19 protein-coding genes and 1 pseudogene are annotated in these 20,373 nt (G+C 64.6%); 8 read left to right on the forward strand and 12 right to left on the reverse strand.

Features of this window, described 5'->3' with window-relative positions:
* The first annotated feature begins 72 nt into the window (after window positions 1-72).
* Window positions 73-456: a hypothetical protein gene (locus tag DNK59_RS13465; protein WP_110723495.1), complete on the forward strand. Its 384-nt coding sequence runs from the start codon at window positions 73-75 to the stop codon at window positions 454-456.
* A 51-nt stretch (window positions 457-507) separates the two neighbouring features.
* Here the strand turns inward: DNK59_RS13465 and ubiA are convergent, their stop codons facing one another.
* Entirely contained in the window at window positions 508-1,398 is an 891-nt protein-coding gene (gene ubiA, locus DNK59_RS13470) for a 4-hydroxybenzoate octaprenyltransferase (protein ID WP_110723496.1), read from the reverse strand.
* Window positions 1,398-1,961 (reverse strand): chorismate lyase, encoded by a 564-nt coding sequence (locus DNK59_RS13475; protein WP_092317729.1) that lies wholly within the window; start codon window positions 1,959-1,961, stop codon window positions 1,398-1,400. The genes ubiA and DNK59_RS13475 overlap by 1 nt, the downstream gene beginning before the upstream one ends.
* Before the next feature lie 202 nt (window positions 1,962-2,163).
* Between DNK59_RS13475 and DNK59_RS13480 the strand changes: the two genes are divergently transcribed.
* The 7 genes from DNK59_RS13480 to DNK59_RS13510 all read left to right on the forward strand — a co-directional run bounded on the left by DNK59_RS13480 (window position 2,164) and on the right by DNK59_RS13510 (window position 5,889).
* Window positions 2,164-2,331, forward strand: a complete 168-nt coding sequence (locus DNK59_RS13480) for a rubredoxin (RefSeq protein WP_016964948.1) — start codon at window positions 2,164-2,166, stop codon at window positions 2,329-2,331.
* 42 nt (window positions 2,332-2,373) lie between these two features.
* A complete protein-coding gene (locus DNK59_RS13485) occupies window positions 2,374-3,522 on the forward strand; it encodes an NAD(P)/FAD-dependent oxidoreductase (RefSeq protein ID WP_092317726.1) in 1,149 nt (382 codons plus the stop codon).
* Window positions 3,523-3,711: 189 nt separating this feature from the next.
* The gene (locus DNK59_RS13490; RefSeq protein ID WP_011064269.1) at window positions 3,712-3,987 is read left to right on the forward strand and encodes an HU family DNA-binding protein; all 276 of its coding nucleotides are present in this window, start codon (window positions 3,712-3,714) and stop codon (window positions 3,985-3,987) included.
* A 193-nt stretch (window positions 3,988-4,180) separates the two neighbouring features.
* Window positions 4,181-4,675 (forward strand): hypothetical protein, encoded by a 495-nt coding sequence (locus tag DNK59_RS13495; RefSeq protein WP_244168944.1) that lies wholly within the window; start codon window positions 4,181-4,183, stop codon window positions 4,673-4,675.
* The gene (locus DNK59_RS13500) at window positions 4,663-5,034 is read left to right on the forward strand and encodes a hypothetical protein (protein WP_110723497.1); all 372 of its coding nucleotides are present in this window, start codon (window positions 4,663-4,665) and stop codon (window positions 5,032-5,034) included. The genes DNK59_RS13495 and DNK59_RS13500 overlap by 13 nt, the downstream gene beginning before the upstream one ends.
* Window positions 5,035-5,164: 130 nt before the next feature.
* Window positions 5,165-5,590 carry a DcrB-related protein gene (locus DNK59_RS13505; protein ID WP_110723498.1) on the forward strand — a complete coding sequence of 142 codons (426 nt, stop codon included), beginning with the start codon at window positions 5,165-5,167 and terminating at the stop codon, window positions 5,588-5,590.
* Window positions 5,591-5,625: 35 nt separating this feature from the next.
* Complete coding sequence (locus tag DNK59_RS13510; RefSeq protein ID WP_110723499.1) at window positions 5,626-5,889, forward strand: hypothetical protein; 264 nt, start codon at window positions 5,626-5,628, stop codon at window positions 5,887-5,889.
* 18 nt (window positions 5,890-5,907) lie between these two features.
* Here DNK59_RS13510 and DNK59_RS13515 read toward each other — a convergent pair whose 3' ends face one another.
* From DNK59_RS13515 to tssE, 10 genes and pseudogenes are all read right to left on the reverse strand, one after another.
* Complete coding sequence (locus DNK59_RS13515; RefSeq protein ID WP_158541120.1) at window positions 5,908-6,513, reverse strand: imm11 family protein; 606 nt, start codon at window positions 6,511-6,513, stop codon at window positions 5,908-5,910.
* Between the two features lie 169 nt (window positions 6,514-6,682).
* The gene (locus DNK59_RS13520; RefSeq protein WP_110723501.1) at window positions 6,683-7,309 is read right to left on the reverse strand and encodes a hypothetical protein; all 627 of its coding nucleotides are present in this window, start codon (window positions 7,307-7,309) and stop codon (window positions 6,683-6,685) included.
* A gap of 15 nt (window positions 7,310-7,324) precedes the next feature.
* Window positions 7,325-10,870, reverse strand: coding sequence for an RHS repeat-associated core domain-containing protein (locus DNK59_RS13525; RefSeq protein WP_371921012.1), 3,546 nt, complete (start codon window positions 10,868-10,870; stop codon window positions 7,325-7,327).
* Window positions 10,871-11,164: 294 nt separating this feature from the next.
* Window positions 11,165-11,785, reverse strand: a pseudogene (locus DNK59_RS32480) (type IV secretion protein Rhs); the annotation flags it as partial.
* A gap of 9 nt (window positions 11,786-11,794) precedes the next feature.
* Window positions 11,795-12,220 (reverse strand): DcrB-related protein, encoded by a 426-nt coding sequence (locus tag DNK59_RS13530; protein WP_110723503.1) that lies wholly within the window; start codon window positions 12,218-12,220, stop codon window positions 11,795-11,797.
* Window positions 12,221-12,238: 18 nt separating this feature from the next.
* On the reverse strand, window positions 12,239-14,176 hold the full coding sequence (locus DNK59_RS13535; protein WP_092317696.1) for a type VI secretion system Vgr family protein: 1,938 nt from the start codon (window positions 14,174-14,176) through the stop codon (window positions 12,239-12,241).
* Between the two features lie 84 nt (window positions 14,177-14,260).
* Window positions 14,261-16,936: a type VI secretion system ATPase TssH gene (tssH, locus tag DNK59_RS13540; protein ID WP_110723504.1), complete on the reverse strand. Its 2,676-nt coding sequence runs from the start codon at window positions 16,934-16,936 to the stop codon at window positions 14,261-14,263.
* Entirely contained in the window at window positions 16,929-17,981 is a 1,053-nt protein-coding gene (gene tssG / locus DNK59_RS13545) for a type VI secretion system baseplate subunit TssG (RefSeq protein WP_110723505.1), read from the reverse strand. The genes tssH and tssG overlap by 8 nt, the downstream gene beginning before the upstream one ends.
* Complete coding sequence (tssF, locus tag DNK59_RS13550) at window positions 17,945-19,804, reverse strand: type VI secretion system baseplate subunit TssF (RefSeq protein WP_110723506.1); 1,860 nt, start codon at window positions 19,802-19,804, stop codon at window positions 17,945-17,947. Before tssF ends, tssG begins: the two co-directional genes overlap by 37 nt.
* A complete protein-coding gene (gene tssE / locus DNK59_RS13555) occupies window positions 19,801-20,316 on the reverse strand; it encodes a type VI secretion system baseplate subunit TssE (protein WP_092317684.1) in 516 nt (171 codons plus the stop codon). The genes tssF and tssE overlap by 4 nt, the downstream gene beginning before the upstream one ends.
* Window positions 20,317-20,373: the final 57 nt, after the last annotated feature.

A 20,373-nucleotide genomic window follows, 5' to 3' on the forward strand; every position in this document is an offset into this window, starting at 1 on the left:
GCCGGAGCGTGGTGCAGGTTCGTCGACTAAGCTGTGAGTCCGATTCCTGACAACCACAAAAGAAGGTTTCCCATGACTCTGTTCAAGCAATCGTTGAAAGTCCTGCTGGTGGGCGCGGTCCTGGCCCTGCCGACCTTCGCCCTGGCCGCCGAGCCGGCGATGAGCAAGGACGGCATGCTGGTGGATCACAAGGGCATGACCCTCTACACCTTTGCCAAGGATGCCGATGGCAAGTCGATGTGCAATGACAAATGCGCCGCCAACTGGCCGCCGCTGATGGCCGAAGGCACTGACAAGGCCATGGGCAAGTGGACGCTGATCAAGCGCGACGACGGCAAGCAGCAATGGGCCTATGACGGCAAGCCGCTGTACGGCTTCGTGATGGACAAGAAGGCCGGCGACATGACCGGAGACGGCAAGATGGACGGCGCCTGGAAGGTTGCCAAATCCGATTAGCCAACGGCGCGTAGCCGCTACCAGCGTAGCGGCTACGGCCTCATGGGGATTTCAGCGCAACGCGAAATCCAGCACCACGCCGATAAAGATCGCCATGCCCGCCCAGTGGTTGTGCAGGAAGGCCTTGAAGCACTTCAACCGGTCGCGATCCCGGGTGTACCAGAACTCCCAGGCAAAGCACCCCGCCGCCACCGCCAGCCCGAGGTGGAACCAGCCCCCCAGATTGAAGCGTGCCCCGGCCATCAGCAGGCAGCCCAGCGACAGGCCCTGCAGGGTGAGAATGATCACCCGGTCGGCATCGCCGAACAGGATCGCCGTGGACTTGACCCCGATCTTCAGGTCGTCGTCGCGGTCGGTCATGGCGTAGTAGGTGTCGTAGCCCACGGTCCACAGCAGGTTGGCGATGTACAGCAGCCATGCAGTGGCCGGCAGTTCGCCGTTCTGCGCGGTGAAGGTCATCAGGATGCCCCAGGAATAGGCCGCGCCCAGGACCACCTGCGGGTAATAGGTGTAGCGCTTCATGAAGGGGTAGCAGGCGGCCAGGGCCAGGGCGCCGAACGACAGCCAGACCGTGGTGGCGTTGGTGCACAGCACCAGCAGGAAGGCGGCGCCCATCAGTATCGCGAACAGCGCCAGGGCTTCCTTGGCGCTGACCTTGCCGGTGGCCAGGGGCCGCTGGTCGGTGCGCTTGACCTGGCCGTCGACCTTGCGGTCGGCGAAGTCGTTGATGGCGCAGCCGCCGGCCCGGGTCAGGATCACGCCGAAGGTGAAAATCAGCACATGGCCGAGGGACGGCTGGCCCTCGGCGGCAATCCACAGCGCCACCAGGGTCGGCCACAGCAGCAGATAGATGCCGATCGGCTTGTCCATGCGCGTCAGTTGCAGGAAGTCCCAGGCCCGTGGGTGCAGGCGATTGAGGGATTTGAGCAGGCTCAGGTACATCAGCAGGCCTCCGGTTGGGCTTGGATGGCGCACCACAGGCTGGGCAGGAAGACTTCGGCCACCAGCAGGCTCAAGGGGCCGCGATCGAAGCGCGAGCGACGGCCCCAGAGTCCGTCGCTGGCCACCGCGTCGGGCAGCCAGGCCTGTGGATAGCGGCAGACCTCGATGGGACGGCGGGCAAAGGCCTGGTCGCAGAACAGCAGTTCGCCCAGGGAGCGGCTGCCCAGTTCATCGATGTTCAAGCCACCGTCTTCCAGGGCACTGCGGGCGGCGACGCTGCGGGCGAAGACCCACGCCTCGCCGTGGCCCCGCAGGTACACCTCGCGGACCCAGCCGATGCTGTGTTCGGGCAGGTCCAGGGCGAGGCATTCGTCGTGGCGCAGGGTTTGCCATTCTTCCACCAGCGGCGTGACGCTGAAGCCGTTTTGCGACAGTCGGGTCAGGCGCCGGGTCAGCGACCCTTCATCGAACAGCCAGTTGGCCACGGCTGCGCCGGGGAAGGGGGACAGACGGTTTTGCGCCAGCCAGGTGGGGGCCGGAGCGGGGGGCATTGAGTGCGGCACAGTGGGTCAGTATTGGCAGCAAATGAGGCGGCGAGCTTAGCATGACGACCGGCGATTTTGATTGATCCAGGACGTCCGGCGACACGAACCTGCTTGCATCTGCCGGAAGTGATCAGTAAAAAACCCCAGTGCCGAACGCTGATCAGCGTGGCCTTTAGAGTCGATTCATCGACCGAGCCTGAACTCCCGAGGAAATGCAGCAATGAAAAAGTGGCAATGTGTGGTCTGCGGCCTGATCTATAACGAAGCGGAAGGCTGGCCGGACGACGGTATTTTGCCGGGGACCCGCTGGGAAGATGTACCCGAGGACTGGCTCTGCCCGGACTGCGGCGTGGGCAAGGCGGATTTCGAAATGATCGAGATCGCTTGATCGACTTTTGTGGTTTGAACGACCAATGACAAGGAGCAGGGCATGAGCGCACCGGTGGTGATCGTGGGTACGGGCCTGGCGGGTTACAACCTGGCCCGGGAATTTCGCAAGCTCGACGGCCAGACGCCGCTCTTGCTGATCACTGCCGATGACGGCCGTTCCTATTCCAAGCCGATGCTCTCCACCGGTTTCGGCAAGAACAAGGACGCCGACGGCCTGAGCATGGCCGAGCCCGGCGCCATGGCCGACCAGCTCAAGGCCGAGGTGCGCACCCACACCCGCATCAGCGGCATCGACCCGGGCCACAAGCGCCTGTGGATCGGTGAAGAGGCGGTGACCTATCGCGATCTGATCCTGGCCTGGGGCGCGGAAACCGTGCGCGTACCGGTGCAGGGCGACGCATCCGAGCTGATCTTTCCCATCAACGACCTGGAAGACTACGCACGCTTTCGCCACGCTGCCGCCGGCAAGCGCCGGGTGCTGTTGCTGGGGGCCGGGCTGATCGGCTGCGAGTTCGCCAACGACCTGATCCTCGGCGGCTACAGCGTGGATCTGGTAGCGCCGTGTGAGCAGGTGATGCCGACGCTGCTGCACCCGGCCGCCGCGGCGGCGGTCCAGGCCGGACTGGAAAGCCTCGGCGCGCGCTTCCACCTGGGCCCGGTGCTCAACCGCCTGCAACGCAGCGGCGACGGCCTGGAGGCCCATCTGTCCGATGGTCAGGTGATCGCCTGCGACCTGGTGGTTTCGGCCATTGGCCTGCGCCCGCGCATCGATCTGGCGGCGGCGGCCGGGCTGCTGGTCAATCGCGGTGTGGTGGTGGACCGCGAGCTGAAGACTTCCCACGCCAACATCTACGCCCTGGGCGATTGCGCCGAGGTCGATGGCCTCAACCTGCTGTACGTGATGCCGCTGATGAACTGTGCCCGGGCGCTGGCCCAGACCCTGGCCGGCAAGCCGACGGCGGTCAGCTACGGGCCGATGCCGATCACCGTGAAGACCCCGGTCTGTCCGCTGGTGGTGTCGCCGCCACCGCGGGGCGCCGAGGGTGTCTGGAGCGTCGAAGGGCAGGGCGCCGACCTCAAGGTGCTGTGTCGTGACGCCAGCGGCCAACTGCTGGGCTACGCCCTGACCGGGGCGGCGGTGATGGAAAAACTGGCCCTGAACAAGGAACTCCCGGCCCTGCTGGCTTAAATACCGGTCGTTCTGTCGGAATAACCGGGATTTTGCCCCTACAAAGGTCGCGCCAAGACTGGCGCCACCTTCAAGCGCGTGCCATCCTCACACCCGTCTGCCGCAGCGTAGAGCCTGCGGCGCCTTGGGCGCTGTTCCCGTGAACAGCACGGACATAACAACAAAAAACCGTCAAAGAGGCTTCACACTATGCGTAAACCAGAACTCGCCGCAGCCATTGCTGAAAAAGCGGACCTGACCAAAGAGCAGGCCAATCGCGTGCTCAACGCCATCCTTGAGGAAATCACCGGGGCTCTGCACCGCAAAGACAGCGTCACCCTGGTCGGTTTTGGTACCTTCCTGCAACGTCACCGTGGCGCCCGTACCGGCAAGAACCCGCAAACCGGCGAACCGGTAAAGATCAAGGCCAGCAACACCGTGGCATTCAAGCCGGGCAAGTCGCTGAAAGACAGCGTCAACCCATAAGCATTGCGCGGGCTCCCACAGCGGGAGCGCGCAGGGGAAAATAGGCACGCCGAGCGCATCGGGTGCCTATTTTTTTGCCCGCCGCGGGTCGGCGCGTCCTCTTGCGCAGCAGTAGTGGCGTGGCTAGGATGCGCGATTGTTTGCCCGCGACCCAAGGCCAAGGATGACCCGCACCCCCGACAAAACCCCAGCATTGGCAGCCGCACTTCGCTGCCTGGGGCGCTCTGGCGCAGCCGCCGTGGCGCTGGGCTCGATCCTCGCCCTGAACTTGCCAGCGGCCGTGGCCGCCAGCGAGTCGCGCCTGGGCCAGATCGGCTATCGCGAAGCCCTCGGCTGGTTCCACAGTCAGCAGTACGACAGCCGCGGCTCCTGGCTCTGCGGCTATTCCCTGGCCCGCGAGGACTACAGCGTGGCAGCCAAGGCCCCGCGCCTGCTGGTGGAAGTGGACGAGCGCTATCTGTACCTCAAGAGCGGCGGGCAACTGCTGGAACTCACCGGTGGCGCCCAGGGCCCTGAGCGCAGCGAGTACCAGAATGCCGGTGCCCACATCCGCGTGACCCTGAACATCCTCAAGCGCAACAACTTCAGCGAGTACCAGGAGTCCCACGACCGCCAGGTGCTGGCGAAGATCGAGATGAACGACCAGGTCGAAACCCTCACCCTCAAGGGGCAATCATGCGGTACTTGAATTCCCTGGGCCTGAGTCTGCTGCTCATCGGCGTCAGCCTGCCGGCCCTGGCCGATGAGGCCAACCCGGGCCAGGGCTGCTACGGCTACCTCACCGAAATGGTCAGGAGCAGCGACTTTCCCTACCGCGACTTCACCACCCCGGAGCAGCTCAAGCTGCTGATCGACCGCGATGATGGCGACCAGCTGAGCCTGCAGCTGTTCTACGAAACCTCCGGCAGCGGGGTCATCGGCTGGGTCCGCTATGACGTACCGCAGCAGGCCCTGTGGAATGTCAGCATCGACCCCGAGGAGCCTCAGGCCCTCAAGTTCGACCGGCGTTTTGCCCAGGCCTATGCCTCCTGCCTCAAGGCGCGCTGAGCCCGATCCGGGTGCCACCTGCGGGGGCGAAAACGATTGCTCAGCGTTGCCGACGGGTTCCTTGATTGTTGCCGGTCATTGCTTGAAAATCCGTCGCTGTCCTACCCCCTCAGCATGGAACGCCTACCCTTTGTCCTCCTATCGCATTCAAGAAGCCGATCTCGATATTCCCGACGCCTGGCAGGACCAGAGCATCAACATCTTCAAGTTGCCGGCCGTGGGCGGTGCCCAGGAAGCCAGCTTCGTCATCAGCCGCGACCCGAGCCAGGGCGATGCGGCCTTCGCCGATTATGTCGACCGACAGCTGCGTTCCGCCGAACAGCAACTGCCGGGCTTCAACCTGATCAAGCGCTGGGACTTCGACATGCACGGTCACGCTGCGGTGTTGCTGGACTACAGCTGGAAGCGCGAAGGCCGCGAGCTGATGCTGCGCCAGGTGTTCGTCGAGCGTAAGCCAGCGGTGCTGATCACCACCCTGACCACCACGCCGCAAGACCTGGTGCACCACGAGCCCGCCTGGAAACAGGCCATGCAGAGCCTCAAGCCTCAGCCTTAGCGGGCCTGATCCCTTCGCTGAGACACGGGTCCCAGATGAAATTCATCGATCTGTTCGTCAACCGCGAGGAGATGTTCTCCATGGGCATCGAAGCACTCAGCGGCCAGCACTACGTCTCCTTCCCGGTCAGCCTCGGCGTGGTCGACTACGAGGAGTACTACGCCATCGATCGCGCGACCTTCGAGCGGTTCGAGCAGGACCTGCCCGCCGCGCTGGCGTTCGTTACCCGCGCCAGACGGCGCGAGCTGGATCAGTTGCTGATTATCCAGCCGGGCAAGAATCGCGGCACGGCGATCTGATTGGATGCCCCCAGGCGCTCAGGCATTGTTCCGATAAGGCACGAAACGCCGTTCGGCGCTGTACAGCCCCAGTCCCTTGTCACCCTTGAAGCCGGTATCGATCAAGCGGTCGGCCAGGGTTGCGCTGATCAACAAGTCCCCGGACTCCGGCTCCCGGGCGATCTGGCCCATGCCTGGGGCGCTTTCGAGAAACCAGGTCTTGTTGAAGTAGAGCAGGGTGCCGTCATCGTCGCGCTGTGCTTCGGAACGCGCGTGGTCGATGGCCTTGACGGCCTGGATGGTGTTGACGATGTAGTACGGCTGGCTGACCTCCTGGTGGTCGGCCACCAGGCGCAAGGGCTGGATCAGCTCGACATCGGCCGGCGCCTGCTGGCGGAGAAAGTCCGCCAGGCGCGCCGACACCAGGGGAATGCCCCCCAGCAGCCACAGGCAATCGTGCTCCAGCAGCTTCTTCGCCTTGCACTGGAAAAACACCGGCGGCGTGTCCATCGCCTTTGGGTACGGCTGCCCGGCGAGCAGGGCCAGGTAGTCGAAACTGGAGCCCGGGGTTTCATAGGCACCGCTCTCGACGTCGTAGGAACCGATCAGCTTCGGGTTATATCGGATCGGAGGTTTCCAGCTCAAGATCATCATCTGTTCCTGATCGCAATAGGCTCCGGCGTGGTCAGGCGTCCCACGGTCGGCTCATCGAAGCGCCTGAGCCAGCGGCGTATTACGCCGCCGATCGCGCTGGCGTTCGTCAGCCGCGCCAGAAAGCGTGGTGCGGCGATCTGCCCCGCTCTAAAGCAAGCGCTCAGCCCAGTTCTGTCAGGAGTTGCTTGTTGAACGACTCTTTCAGTTCCTGGTGCTTGGTATAGCCCAGGGTCTGCTCGCTCAGAATCTTCGCAAGGGTTCCGTCGTCCGGTTTGATTGCGTTGGTTTTCAAGGCGATAAAGATCAGCGGCACCGGATAGGCGTAATACTTTGGCCTCTCGATGACATCGCTCGCCAGTGCGGGGCTGACATTGAAGAGGTTGTACAGGATAGGCAGGTGAACATCCTGGAGCCGGCGCAGAATCACCTGGCAGGTGTTTTCAATGCCTTGTTCGGTCACGGGCAGCAGTGGACAGCCGTCTTTTTCGCTGACTGTCGACATGCAGTAGACCAGTTTCGGATTGGCCAGGTTGGACGGGTAGGGTGGGCTTATGCGCTCGATCTCGGCCTGCAGGACCGGGTGTTCGACGAAGATGATGATTTCGTAGGCGCGGGTATTGGCCAGATACTCGAAATGCAAGGTCGCCACGGCGCCCGATTCCTTATGTGCAATCACCACTTTGTTCCTGGTGACTTTGGCTCCGGGATAAGCCGAGAGCTCACTCTTCAAGCAAAGCTGGAGTGCTTTTTCGAAGTTGCTGCGCAATTCCTTGGTGTCTGCTTTCATTTCTCGATTACTCGTTCAATAGCGAAGAAGCCAGAAGTTGGCCGAATGCTGTGCGCCATTTCCACCGAACGGTGTGCTTTTGCCGCTTTTGGTCGCCACTTCGAACTGGCCTTGGGTGGCACCCGACGGTCTGATCAGGCCGCCGCCCAGGCCACCGTGGGTGTTGGCCGGATTGTTCATGTCGAACATTCCCGATCCCTGTTGGTTCTTGGTCAGTTTGCCGCTGCCATTCTTGACTTCGAACACGTGGTAGTTACCGGCTTTGTCCTGGGCGATGATATCTGCCCTGATGCGGTAGGACTTCTGGGTGACTGGATGCTTGACCTTCATGGTCAGTTCTTCAGCTACCACAGTGAAACCGTTCCTCTCGAGGTCGGCCTTGGCCTTCGTGGTGCCCCTTCTGCCGCTGTAGGCCGATTTGCAGATCCAGCCTAGCGGGTCGATCCAGCCGATGGGGTTGGGAGCATAGTGATAGAGGTTCAAGCCTCCGGCCAGGCCGATGGGGTCCGGCGTAGTGAAGCGTCCGATATCCGGGTCGTAGAAACGGAACGTGTTGAAGTGCAGCCCGGTCTCGCGGTCCAGGTACTGGCCCTGGAACCTGAGATTCTGTTCCTCGATGTAGTAGGGCTCGCGTTTTTCTTCGACGGTGTTGCCCCAGACCTGATAACGGGCCTGCCAGACGCTGTGGCCGTCAGGCTCGCAAAGCTGGTGAGGCAGGCCATTCAGGTCGTTGTGGTAGTAGCGGATCTTCTGTTGTGCGCCGAGGCCATCGACCCGCGCCAGGGGCGCGTGGCCCAGGTCTTCATAGACATAGAGGCTGGTCTGTTGATTACGCTGTTCCTGCAGCAGCCGCAGGCCATCCCAGATGAATCGGGTTTCACCCAGAAGGTTGCCCTGGCTGTCGTACTCACTCTTGCTGATGCGTCGACCCAGGACGTCGTAACGCATCCTGACCAGGGTTTCGCCGTTGGCGGTCTGATTGCGCACTTCGATCAAACGGTGTTCGGCATCGTAGGCAAACCGTTGCACGCCTCGCCGACTACTGCGTTTTTCAATCATTCGTCCAAAGGCATCGTAGCGGTAGCGCTTGTCCTGGTAGGTCAGCAACTTGTTGTGCACCACCAGCCCGGCGCCTGCTTTCGGGCCGTCAAGCAAATTGGCGGCGGCGTCGTAGGCGAAGGTTTCCTTCTGGCCCTGCAGGCCGTCCTGGCTGGCGATGATTCGCCCGGTCGCGTCGTAATGGAACAGTTGTCGATGTTGCCCGTTGACATGCCGCTCGGCCAGGCCTACCAGGTTATCGCTGTCGTCGTACTCGAGGTGCCGTTCCGGGGCTGTCGGCAAGGTGTTTGCCAACAGGCTGGAGTGCCGCAGGCGTGCGCGCAGGCGGCCACAACGGTCGTATTCGCTGCGGGTGCTGATCTGGCCCTGGGTGCGCAGCACTTCACGGTGCAGGCGATCACGTTGAAAATCGCTGATCACCTGGCCATCGAGATTGATCTGGTGCAGATGGCCACTGCCGTAATAGAGCCGATTGAGCCAGCGCGCGTCCGGTAGCTGGGTCTGAGTCAGATTGCCCAGTTCGTCGTATCGGTGTTTCAGGCTGCCGGCCGCTGTGTGTTCTTCGAGTAATTGGCCCAGGGCGTCGTAGCTGAAACTCAGTGCCTGCTGGTTGCCGAGGTTGTCGGTAAAGCTGGCGGCGGTCAGTTGGTTCAAGGGATCGTAGGTGTATTGGCTGCGTCCGTCGTCCGTGATCTTGGCCAGCAGCCGCCCCACGGCATCGCGCTCGAACCTGTGGATGATCGGCGCGATTGGTTGCGCGGGCACGGCGCTCGGTCCGGAGCCATAAGGCGCGGCATGGGCCTGGAGTTCGACGACGTTGTTCAGTGGGTCATAGCCATAGCGCTTGGCACTGCCGTCGAGATCCTGCTGTTCGCTCAGACGGTTGCCGGCATCCCAGGCAAAGCGATAGCTTTCGCCGTTTTCGTTGGTGAGCGCCAGCAGCCGTCCGAACGCGTCATAGTCGAACCGGACCTGCCGGCCGTGGGCGTCGGTGCGTTGGCGTATCTGCCCGCGCCGGTTGTACTGGTAGAGCGTGGTGTAGCCGGACGGGTCGGTGTAGCCCTGCAGTTGGCCGTTGCTGCTGCGTTGAAAATGCTCGGCGCGGCCATCGGCCAGTTGGCTGCTCAGCAACCGTCCCTGGCAGTCGTAATGGAACCGGGTGTGCTCGCCAAGGGCATCGATGATGGCTTTCACGTTGCCACGTCGATCGTATTCGAAGCGAGTCGGATAGCCCGAGCAATCCAGGTGTTCAAGCAATTGCCCGGACGAGTTCCAGCGCATCTTCCGGCTTCTTCCCGCAGCATCGATGATCTCCACCACCTGCCCATGTGCGTCATGGCGGTACTGAGTCACCTGGCCTAGCGGGTCTGTTTCGGCGATGCAATTGCCTCGGGGGTCGTAGCGCAAGTGCCAGCTGTTGCCGGCGGGATCGGTCAGGGTCTGTGGCAGCGACCAGTGTTCCAGCCACAAGGTCGAATGGCTGTGCCCCAGAGGATCGGTCTCGGCGATCAGGTTGCCGGTTTCGTCGTAGCTATAGGCATAGCGCCCTCCCAAGGGGTCAGTGGCGCTGAGCAGTTGGCGTTCGTCGTTCCACTCGAAGGCCCATGTCTGGTTGAGGTTGTCGGTGTACTCGACGATCTGCAACTGGCTGTTCCAGCGACGGCGGCTGAGGCGCTGCAGGCTGTCGGTGACCTGGGTGATGCCGGCCTCCAGATCATAGTTGTACTGATAGCTATCGCCTTCGTCGGTCCAGTGACGGGTCACGCGCCACTGCTGGTCGGCGAACAGGGTCCACTGGTAGAAGCAGCGCAGCCCGGTGGCCAACTGGTGCTCGGTCATCCGCTGGCCGGCGTCATAGGCGAAGCGCCGCTGGACCTGCCCTTCGCTATCGCGGACCTGTGCCAGGTTCCCTGCGGCATCGTAGTCATAGCTGACCAGCACTTCCCGTTGCTGATCGGGGTACAGCCGTTCGACCTGGGCAATCCGATCGGGCCATTGCGTGCTGTAGCCCAGTTCGAGCTGCGCCTGTTCAAAGGTGTCGCGCAGCAGCCAGAGCCGCCCGGACGAGTCGTATTCCAGGTGCAGACGATTGTCGTTGCGGTCACCCAGCTGGCCCAGGCGCAGCCGCGAAGGATCGTCTGGTAGCGGCTCGAACAGACGGTAGAGGCCGTCGCTGCTTTCGATCAGCAACTGCCCGTTGTCGTTGCGTCGCACGCTCAAGCCTTCACCGGGGCTGAAGGCTCCGCCGCCCAGGGCAATGGCCCCCATGTCGATGCGGCGTCCCTGTTCATCAATGTAGAGCAGGCGTTCGCCACCCTCGGGGTGGGGCTCGATCTGGACACTGACCTCGTAAGGTAGGCTCCAGCCGGCTCCGAGCAGGCCGTCACGGCGTTCATCGCGGCTGTTGTAGAAGCGTTGCCATTCGATGGGCATCAGCCCTGGCAGGGTGAAATCCAGATCGTCGTCGGCCCCGAGCACCTTGGCCCCGGTTGCTGCATGCACCGGATGGGTCGAGGCGACGACTGCCTGGGTCAGCGCATTGGTGGCCTGGCTGACGACAAACGAATTGACCCCGGCCATCAGCATGCACGGCAGGTTGCTGAGGAACTTGCCCTTGCCGCCCTTGAGCATCATCAGCGCGCTCACCGCCAGGCCTACCCCCGGGGTCTTGCCGCTGCGGATCTCGCGCACCACCACCGAGCCGCCGCCGATGGTCACGTTGGGGGAGATCGGCCCGGCGGACACCACCTTGGCGTCGCAGGTGCTGCGGTCGCCGCTGCGCACCGCCGGCTGGCCTTCGATGCTGACCTTCTCCGAGCCCTCGGCCAGGTACTGCACGGGCATCGGCGGGTGCTTGGTGCAGGTCACCTGGTCCAGTTCCTTGGGCTGGGAGCCGGGCGCCGGGGAGGCCACGGTGGGCCGCCACATCTGCGAGAAGAATTCCTTGGCCATGTCGAGAAAGCCCGGGCCTTCCTCCGGGGTCGCCGAAGGGGTATCGGTGGCTTCGCCTTCCTCGGCGCCGTCGCCGCTGATCTGCGACGGCGGGGCGATACCGGCCGCGCGGGCCGCCGGTTTGTTGTTGGTCAGGACCTTTTTCGAGCCGCTGGCGATGGTGGCCTGGATCGAGGGCGGGAACAGGGCATTGCCGATGCCCTCGCATAAATTGCTCAGGCCCTTGTCGGCGCCGGTCTTGCTCATGACCACGCCGACCACCACGCCCACCCCCAGCCCCAGCACGCAGGCGCCGAGGCCGCCGGTGGCCACGGTGATGCCCGCCGCCGCGGCCACCGCCATGGTCGCCAGGGCGCCGATGGCGACGTTGGCCGCCACCTCCAGCACGCCGCCGAGGATGTCGGCCATCATCGAGGTGTGTTCCAGCCCGTCGCCCAGGCGGGCGGCCCACAGCGCGTCAGACATGCCCCGGCCTCAGCCCAGCACCAGGCTGTGCTTGATCTGCGCCCAGTGCGCGGCCTCGGCGTCGCCGAGCTTCTGTGCCTTGACGTAGCTCATGGCGAGCATCTGCCGGGTGCCGGGCAGCACCAGGGCCAGCTGGAACTGGAACACCTGCTCGCTGCCCTTGCTGAACTGGCTGCGCAGCTCCAGGCCCGGAATGTCCTGGGCCGGGCCCAGCAGCACCGGCTGCGGACCCTTGACCCGCAGTTCCTGCACTTGCTGTTCCAGCCGCTGCAGCTGGCTGGCCAGGCTGCTCTCCAGGGTTTCGCCGTCGCCCAGCAGGCTGCGGCTGACGATCAGCGAAGTGCCCAGGGCCGGGAACTTGAGGATGTTGATCGAGGCGTCCTGCAGTTCGCTGGCAGGCAGTTGGAACTGCAATTCATTGAGGCGATAGGTCATGGCATGGGCATCCGTTCATTAGCCTTTGGGGGCGGAAAAGGGCGCTTTGGCCTTGGCGCTGATGGCTCCCTGCACGCCCTGGCCCTCGGTGGTGGTGCCCGGGCCGCCGCCGTTGTTCAGGTGCAGCACGCCACCGGTATTGATCTCGGCATCGGCCGAGGCATGCACGCTGATGTTGACCCCGCACAGGTTGATCTGGCCGCTGGCATTGAGTTCCAGGATGCTGGCTCCGCATACCAGGCGCAGGCGTTCACCGACCTCGATCACGTAGCTCTGGCCGATGCTGTCGAGCTTCTTCTCGCCCACCGTCAGCTCATCCACGTGCTGGACGATGCGCGTGCGCTTGTTGCCGATGGTCACGTACTCGTCGTGGCCGATGCTCTTGTTGCGGTTGTTGCCCACCGAATGGCTTTCATTGACCTCGACCACGATGTCCTGGTTGCGCTCGGCGTGGATGTACAGCTGCTCCGCGCCCTTTTTGTCTTCCATGCGGATTTCGTTGAAGTTGGCCGGGCTGCCGCCCTTGCTCGACCGGCTCTTCATGCCGCTCTGGGTGGCATTGGCCGGCAGGTCGTAGGGCACGGTCTGCTCGGCGTTGTACACCCGGCCGGTGATGATCGGGCGGTCGGGGTCGCCTTCGAGGAAGCTGACGATCACTTCCTGGCCGATCCGCGGGATCTGCATCGAGCCCCAGTTCTTCCCGGCCCAGGCCTGGGACACGCGAATCCAGCACGAGCTGTTTTCGTTGGACTGGTCGTGGCGGTCCCAGTGGAAATGCACCTTGACCCGGCCGTACTGGTCGGTCCAGATCTCTTCCCCGGCCGGGCCCACCACCCGTGCGGTCTGTGGGCCCTGGACCATGGGCTTGTGGGTGCTGGCCAGGGGGCGGAAGCTCTGCTGGGCATCGATGCAGGTCAGGTGGCTTTCGAACTGCGCCGAGCCGCCGCCACCGCCGGTTTCCAGGCTCTCCTGGACCAGGTAATAGCGGATGCCGACGATCAGGTATTCGCGGTTCTGGTCCTGGCGGCTGAAACCGCTGAGGGTGAACAGGTTGCCCACGCCCAGGCCCCGGGCGTTGCCGCTGAGCTCGATGCGCTCGTGCAGGCTTTGCAGGGCTTCGATGCGGGTCTGCGCGTAATGCTCGCCGTCGCTGCTTTGCACGTAGGTGCCCGGATAGTCATACAGCGGGTAGTCGCCGGCGGCGTGGGGCCGGGGCATGGCCGAGCGCACGTCGATGCGCGCGCTGGGGCGCTGGAAATCGTAGTCGTTGAGTTCCAGCGAGCCGGGCTGCACCTCCTGGGCCAGGTGCCAGTCGAACAGGTGGTCGCGCTCGCGCTGCTGCTCGTCCCGCGGGTAGTAGGGCACCGTGGCATAGCCGGGCACGCTGCTGTGGGCGCCGTAGGCGTCGGCCAGCACCAGCACGTGGCGGTCCTTCTCGTGGCGGAAGAAGTAGTAGATGCCTTCCTGCTCCATCAGCCGGCTGACGAAATCGAAGCTGGTTTCGCGGTACTGCACGCAGTACTCCCACTCCCGGTAGGGGCGGCTCAGGGCGTCTTCGAAATCGGAAAAGCCCAGGTCGCGGAACACCTGCTTGATGATCTGCGGGATGCTCAGGTGCTGGAAAATCCGGCAATCGGAGGTGCGGCTGAGCAGCCACAGCCAGGGCCGCAGGGTCACCTGGTAGCTGGCGAACTGGCCCGTGTCGATGTTCTGGCTGCAGCGCGCGACGATGCCGTGGAAGTGCCGCTGGCCACCGCCGTCCAGCTGCACGCTGAGGCCCATGGGCTTGCCCAGCAGCTGGTTAAGGTCGATGTTGGCGTCGCTGGAGGTCAGTTGCAGCTGGTAGTCGAACAGGCGCCCCAGTTCTTCGCCGCCGCCCATGCTCTTGAGCAGCAGGACGTCCGGTCCCAGGGGGCAGTTGACCTGTGCCAGTCGTGTGGATTGCTGAAATAACATCGTCGCTCTCGTTGAAGGGGGAAGGCAGCGGCAAGCTGCAAGTTACTAGCTACAAGCCTGGGGCTTGCCGCTTGCCGCTGACTCTCAGGCTGGCTCGCTGAAGTCGTAGTGCAGTTCGTTGTCCCGCTGGCTGATGCGCACCCCGGCCAGGGCCTGGCCTTCGAGCATGCGGGTCAGGAACTCGCGGCTCATGTCCGGCAGCAGGCTGTTGGTGAGGATGGCGTCGATCATCCGGCCGCCGCTTTCGGTTTCGGTGCAGCGCGAGACGATCAGGTCGACGACCCCGTCGTCGAAGTCGAACGGCACTTTGTGGGTGCTCTCCACGCGCTTCTTGATCCGTCCCAGTTGCAGGCGGGTGATCGCCTTGAGCATGTCGTCGCTGAGCGGGTAGTAGGGGATGGTCACCAGGCGCCCCAGCAGCGCCGGCGGGAAGATCTCCAGCAATGGCTGGCGCAGGGCCTTGGCGATTTCCTCGGGCTCGGGCAGGTCCGCGGGGTTGCCGCAGACATTGGCGATCAGCTCGGTGCCGGCGTTGGTGGTGAGCAGGATCAGGGTGTTCTTGAAGTCGATCATGCGGCCTTCGCCGTCTTCCATGACGCCCTTGTCGAACACCTGGAAGAACATCTCGTGCACGTCCGGGTGGGCTTTTTCCACTTCGTCCAGCAGCACCACGCTGTAGGGCTTGCGCCGTACCGCTTCGGTGAGCACGCCGCCTTCGCCGTAGCCGACGTAGCCCGGCGGGGCGCCCTTGAGGGTGGACACGGTGTGGGCTTCCTGGAACTCGCTCATGTTGATGGTGATGACGTTCTGCTCGCCGCCGTACAGGGCTTCGGCCAGGGCCAGGGCGGTTTCGGTCTTGCCCACCCCGGAGGTGCCCGCCAGCATGAACACGCCAATTGGCTTGTTCGGGTTGTCGAGGCCGGCGCGGGAGGTCTGGATGCGCTTGGCGATCATCTGCAGAGCGTGGTCCTGGCCGATGATGCGTTTCTTCAGGTGCTGGTCGAGGTTGAGCACGGTTTCCAGTTCGTTGCGGGCCATGCGCCCCACCGGAATCCCGGTCCAGTCGGCGACCACCGAGGCCACCGCCTGGTAGTCCACGGTCGGCAGGATCAACGGGCTCTCGCCTTGCAAGGCGCTCAGGCGCTGCTGCAGGTCCACCAGCTTCTCGCGCAGGCCGTGGCTGTCATCGCCGACGTCGCTGTCCACCAGGCCGACGCTCTCGCGCAGTTGGGCGCGGGTTGCCAGCAGTTCGTCGACCAGGGTCTTCTCTTGCGCCCAGCGGCTTTCCAGCTCGGCCAGGCGCTCGCGCTCGGCGGCCAGGAGGTTCTCGCTGTTGACCTGGCGGTTGCCGATGGCCACGCCGATCGCCTGTTCCCGGGCGATGATCTGCAGCTCGGTTTCCAGGGCCTCGATGCGCCGGCGGCTGTCATCCACTTCGGCCGGCACCGCGTGCAGGCTGATGGCGACCCGGGCGCAGGCGGTGTCCAGCAGGCTCACGGATTTGTCCGGCAACTGGCGCGCCGGAATGTAGCGGTGCGACAGCTTGACCGAGGCTTCCAGGGCTTCGTCGAGGATCTGCACCTGATGGTGCTGTTCCATGGTCGAGGCCACGCCGCGCATCATCAGCAGCGCCTTGTCTTCCGACGGCTCGGCCACTTGCACCACCTGGAAGCGCCGGGTCAGGGCCGGGTCTTTCTCGATGTGCTTCTTGTACTCGGCCCAGGTGGTGGCGGCCACGGTGCGCAGGGTGCCGCGGGCCAGGGCCGGTTTCAGCAGGTTGGCCGCGTCGCCGGTACCGGCGGCGCCACCGGCACCCACCAGGGTGTGAGCTTCGTCGATGAACAGGATGATCGGCTTGGGCGAGGCCTGGACGTCCTCGATGACCTGGCGCAGGCGCTGTTCGAACTCGCCCTTCATGCTGGCGCCGGCCTGCAGCAGGCCGACGTCGAGGCTGCGCAGCTCGACATCCTTGAGCGCCGGCGGTACGTCGCCGGCGACGATGCGCAGGGCGAAACCTTCCACCACCGCGGTCTTGCCGACCCCGGCCTCGCCGGTGAGGATCGGGTTGTTCTGCCGGCGGCGCATGAGGATGTCCACCAGTTGGCGGATCTCTTCGTCACGGCCGACGATGGGGTCGAGCTTGCCGCTGCGGGCCTGCTCGGTGAGGTCGACGGTGAAGCGCTTCAAGGCTTCCTGCTTGCCCAGGGCGCTGGGGGCCATGGCGCCGCTGGCTTCGCCGGGCACCGCGCCGGCATTGAAGCCGTCGCTGGCGCTCAGGGCGTTTTCCGGCGAGTCGCCGATGTATTCGTCAAAGCGTTCGCACAGGGTTTCGACCTTGATCTTGTCGAACTCCCGGGACAGCCCCAAAAGCGCATGGCGCAGGCTCGGAGTCTTGAGGATGCCGATCACCAGGTAGCCGGTGCGCACCTGGCTTTCGCCGAACATCAGGCTGCCATAGACCCAGCCGCGCTCCACCGCTTCCTCGACGTGGGACGACAGGTCGGTGATCGAGGTCGAGCCCCGGGGCAGTCGGTCCAGGGCTTCGGTCAGGTCCTTGGCCAGGCGCGCCGGCTCCAGGTTGAACTGGCGGATGATGCGGTGCAGGTCCGAATCCGTCAGTTGCAGCAACTGGTGCAGCCAGTGGGCCAGTTCCACATAGGGGTTGCCCCGCAGTTTGCAGAAGACCGTGGCGGCCTCGATGGCTTTGTAGGCAACGCTGTTGAGTTTGCCGAACAGCGCCGCGCGACTGATTTCACCCATGCTCTGTGCTCCTTGGTGTTTGTGAGGTAGTGGCCTGATCGGCGTAGTGCCGGGCCAGAATGAGATCCTTGGCATCACTGCCGGGTTGACCGAGCCAGGTGTTGAAACCCAGGCGCTGGCGGCCGTTGAGTTGCAGCTTGGGCACTTCGTCCTTCTGCAGGACCAGGTTCAGGTCCCAGTCCAGTTCATGCCCCAGGTATTCGCCGACCCAGGCCACCAGTTCCTTGAACTGCGCACCGTCGGGCAGCATCCCCAGGTACTCGTCGAGCTTCAGCGGCCCCAGGCGGATGCGGAATTTGTGCTGGCGGTCCCAGACGTGGCTGCCCAGGCAGAAGTCCACCCCCAGCTGGTGGGACCGGACCCCGAGCCGGCTGCGCTCGGGCAGCTCCAGCCACTGGCCGACGTATTCCTCGATCGCTACCGGCAGGCCGAAATACTCGCCGATGATCGCCCGCAGGCCGTCGGGGTAGCGGGTCTGGGCCGCCAGGTGGCCGCTGTAGTGCAGCTTGGCGGTGTCGGGAATCAGCCCCTGCTTGAGCAGGCTGGGCATGCCCCGGCCGCTCAGGGCGGCGAGGCGCGCGGACCAGTAGTCGTCGTCCGGGCGGTCGTGGCTCACCGTCGGCCGGGCTTCGGCCCAGGCCCGGTAGAACAGGCTCAGCAGGCGATGGTGGAACACATCGAGAAAGCGCTTGCTGGTGCTGTCGGCGTTGTTGCGCTGGCGCTCGCGCACGTACTCGGTGATGTGCAGCGGCAAGGGGCCGTTGGGTCCGCCGAGGCCGAAGAAGAACTGCTCCAGGCGCGTGGCCGCGCCGTCGCTGCCGGGGGTCACCGAGGCCAGGGTGGCCGGGGCAAAGGTGCAGTCGGCTTGTTGGCCCAGGCGCAAAGGATCGTCCGCCAGGCGCAACGAGTGACCGAAGCGCGGCAGTTGTGGCGACAGGCATTCGATACGCCGCAGGGCCTGGAAGAAGTCGTACTCCCAGGGCTCGGCGTGCATCGCCGCCAGCGTATTCAAAGAGTCGGACGCCGTCCGGGCTGGGCTTTCCATCGCATGATCTCGCCGCGTTCGGTGGTACGGATCACCGTCTCGGTAAAACTGTTGATCGACACGTAACGTGCCAGGAAGCGCTCGAAGACCGCGCCGAGCAGGAACACCCCGGTGCCGCGAAACGCGTTTTCATCGAATTCCAGGGTGATCTCCAGGCCCCGGCCAAAGACGATCGGCCCGGGCATTGGCAGGCGCCGGGTCACCGCTTTGCTGCTGACTTCCCGCAGGCCCTCGATCTGCAATTGCAGGGCCGCGTCGTTGTTGTCGCCATACAAGCGCAGCAGCTCGCGCAGGGCGGCCGCGCCCTGGCCCTGTTCGGCGAGCGACAGGTAGTTCAGCGACAGCTGGCTGATCAGGCGCCAGGCCTTGCCGTCATGGGCATGGCTGGGGCGCGGCCGGCTCGGCCCCGCCAGGCAGCGGATGGCCTGCACCGGGGCGCTGTCGGCCAGGGTGAAATCGGTCTTGCCACTGCCCACGTTCATGAACAGCGGCAGGTCGCGGTTGGTGCACAGCGCACTGACCCCGAGCTGGCGCAGGTCGTGGCGATAGGGCGCCTGCCGACTGTCCACCAGGCTGATGAAGGATTCACTGCCGATGTAGGTCGAGCGCGGACCGTTGCGGCGCTGGTCGCTGGACAGCACTCGCGGCTCGCGGCGGACGATGTAGTAGGCCTGGTCGCGGCCGTAGCGGGACGGGTCGCGCACCGCGTAGAACGGCAGGAACGGTTGCTCCGGCCCGGTGCCGTGGCCGCTGATGGCGCTCAGCGAGTGCACTTCGAAATCCATCGGCCGGGTACGGTCGGCGATCACGTGGTGCTCGTTGACCCGATCGGACAGGTGGATGCGATCCAGGCGCTTGGGAAACAGGTTGATCGCCGGGGTGCAGAAGGGCACGAATTGGGCGGCGCCGACGCTGCCTTCCAGGTTCTGCTCGAAGCGCTCGAAAAGCACGATCAGCTCCAGTTCCTGGCCGGCGCAACGTTGCACCGCACGGCCCAGCTGGGCGAACTCGACGAACAGGAAGCGGTTGGGCAGGGCGAAGTACTCCTGCAACAGGCGGTAGCCCTGGAACGCCTGGGGCACCACTGGCAGCGCCGCGTCGCGATCGTCGAAACCCCGGGAGCGCAGGGCATCCTGGGGCAGGCGCTCGACCCAGTCGCCGCCCGGGGCGCGGGCGAACACCGCGCAGGCGTTACCCAGCAATTGTTCGTAGAGGCGGAACGGTTGTTCGTCGTTGCCGTTGAGGTACAGCGGCAAGCAGTCCAGGGCCAGGCTGTTGAACGGCAGCTCGGCGCCGGTGCGCAGGGTCAGGCGCAGCCCGGCCTTGGCCTTGGGTTCGCTGGCGGCCAGGCGCCCGAGCACCGCCCCCGGGTTGCCGAAGTATTCGGCCTGGCTGACCTGCAGCGGCCACAGGGTCACCGGGTGCGCGGTGCGGTATTCGCAGCAGGTCTGGGTATCGCGGCCCAGGGCGGCCCGCAGGCTGGTATCGCGGGGCAGGGTGAAGCCGCTGCTCAGAGAGCCTTCGTCGGGATCGGCCTGCAACTGCACCACGGTCATCGACGGGGTCGGCGCCAGGTAGTGCGGGTAGGCGATCTCCAGCAGGTTGTGGGTGAAGGTCGGGTACTCGGCATCGAGCTTGAGCTGCACCCGGGCCGTCAGGTAGGCAAAGCCTTCCAGCAGGCGCTCGACATAGGGGTCGGCGCAGTCCATGCCCGACAGGGTCAGGCGGCTGGCGATCTTCGGGTATTCCTTGGCGAACTCCGCGGCGCTTTCGCGCACGTGGTGCAGTTCCTGGTTGTACAGCTCCAAGAGGCGCGGATTCATGCGCGTCTCCGGGAATCGGCATGCACCACCCGCACATGGCCGGATTCCAGGTCCATGTCGGTTTGCAGCAGCAGGCGCAGGGGCATCGGCTGGGCCCACAGATCGCCCTCGATCTCGAAGCTCAGGGCGTTGTGGTTCATCTCGCCGGGCGCGGTGCGCGCGCGGACCCGCAGGGTGTTGCGCAGGATGCGTGGTTCGAAGGTGGCGATGGCCTGGTGGATCAGGGCCTCCAGGGCCGGGATATCGATGCTTGATGCGCTGTACCCGGCCAGGGCCGGCAGGCCGTAGTTGACCACCGAAGTACCGGCGGGGGTATGCAGGGTGGCATCGGCTTCCAGCAGCGACGTGGTATTGAGCAGCCATGCCAGGTCACGCAGCACCGAGGCCTTGAGCTGGCTCAGGGACAGCACGCGTTTGTCCGGGCTTTCTTTCAGGTTGCCGGGTTCATCGTCGGTCAGACGATCCAGCAAAGAGGGTTGCAAGCGATCGCGGGCGGCGATGTCGGTTACCAAAGGGTTCGCTCCAGGATCGGATGGCGCGGGCATGACGTCACGAAAAGGGGCATAACC

The organism is Pseudomonas sp. TKO26 (assembly GCF_003225665.1).
GTDB lineage: Bacteria > Pseudomonadota > Gammaproteobacteria > Pseudomonadales > Pseudomonadaceae > Aquipseudomonas > Aquipseudomonas saponiphila.

Excerpts from the sequence above, each read along its gene's own strand:
- tssG (WP_110723505.1), bottom strand. The coding sequence starts at position 17,981 with ATGGAAAGCCCAGCCCGGACGGCGTCCGACTCTTTGAATACGCTGGCG.
- tssF (WP_110723506.1), bottom strand. The coding sequence starts at position 19,804 with ATGAATCCGCGCCTCTTGGAGCTGTACAACCAGGAACTGCACCACGTG.
- DNK59_RS13485 (WP_092317726.1), top strand. The coding sequence starts at position 2,374 with ATGAGCGCACCGGTGGTGATCGTGGGTACGGGCCTGGCGGGTTACAAC.
- tssH (WP_110723504.1), bottom strand. The coding sequence starts at position 16,936 with ATGGGTGAAATCAGTCGCGCGGCGCTGTTCGGCAAACTCAACAGCGTT.
- DNK59_RS13500 (WP_110723497.1), top strand. The coding sequence starts at position 4,663 with ATGCGGTACTTGAATTCCCTGGGCCTGAGTCTGCTGCTCATCGGCGTC.
- DNK59_RS13480 (WP_016964948.1), top strand. The coding sequence starts at position 2,164 with ATGAAAAAGTGGCAATGTGTGGTCTGCGGCCTGATCTATAACGAAGCG.
- DNK59_RS13465 (WP_110723495.1), top strand. The coding sequence starts at position 73 with ATGACTCTGTTCAAGCAATCGTTGAAAGTCCTGCTGGTGGGCGCGGTC.
- ubiA (WP_110723496.1), bottom strand. The coding sequence starts at position 1,398 with ATGTACCTGAGCCTGCTCAAATCCCTCAATCGCCTGCACCCACGGGCC.
- DNK59_RS13490 (WP_011064269.1), top strand. The coding sequence starts at position 3,712 with ATGCGTAAACCAGAACTCGCCGCAGCCATTGCTGAAAAAGCGGACCTG.
- DNK59_RS13530 (WP_110723503.1), bottom strand. The coding sequence starts at position 12,220 with ATGACCTATCGCCTCAATGAATTGCAGTTCCAACTGCCTGCCAGCGAA.
- DNK59_RS13510 (WP_110723499.1), top strand. The coding sequence starts at position 5,626 with ATGAAATTCATCGATCTGTTCGTCAACCGCGAGGAGATGTTCTCCATG.
- DNK59_RS13520 (WP_110723501.1), bottom strand. The coding sequence starts at position 7,309 with ATGAAAGCAGACACCAAGGAATTGCGCAGCAACTTCGAAAAAGCACTC.
- DNK59_RS13535 (WP_092317696.1), bottom strand. The coding sequence starts at position 14,176 with ATGTTATTTCAGCAATCCACACGACTGGCACAGGTCAACTGCCCCCTG.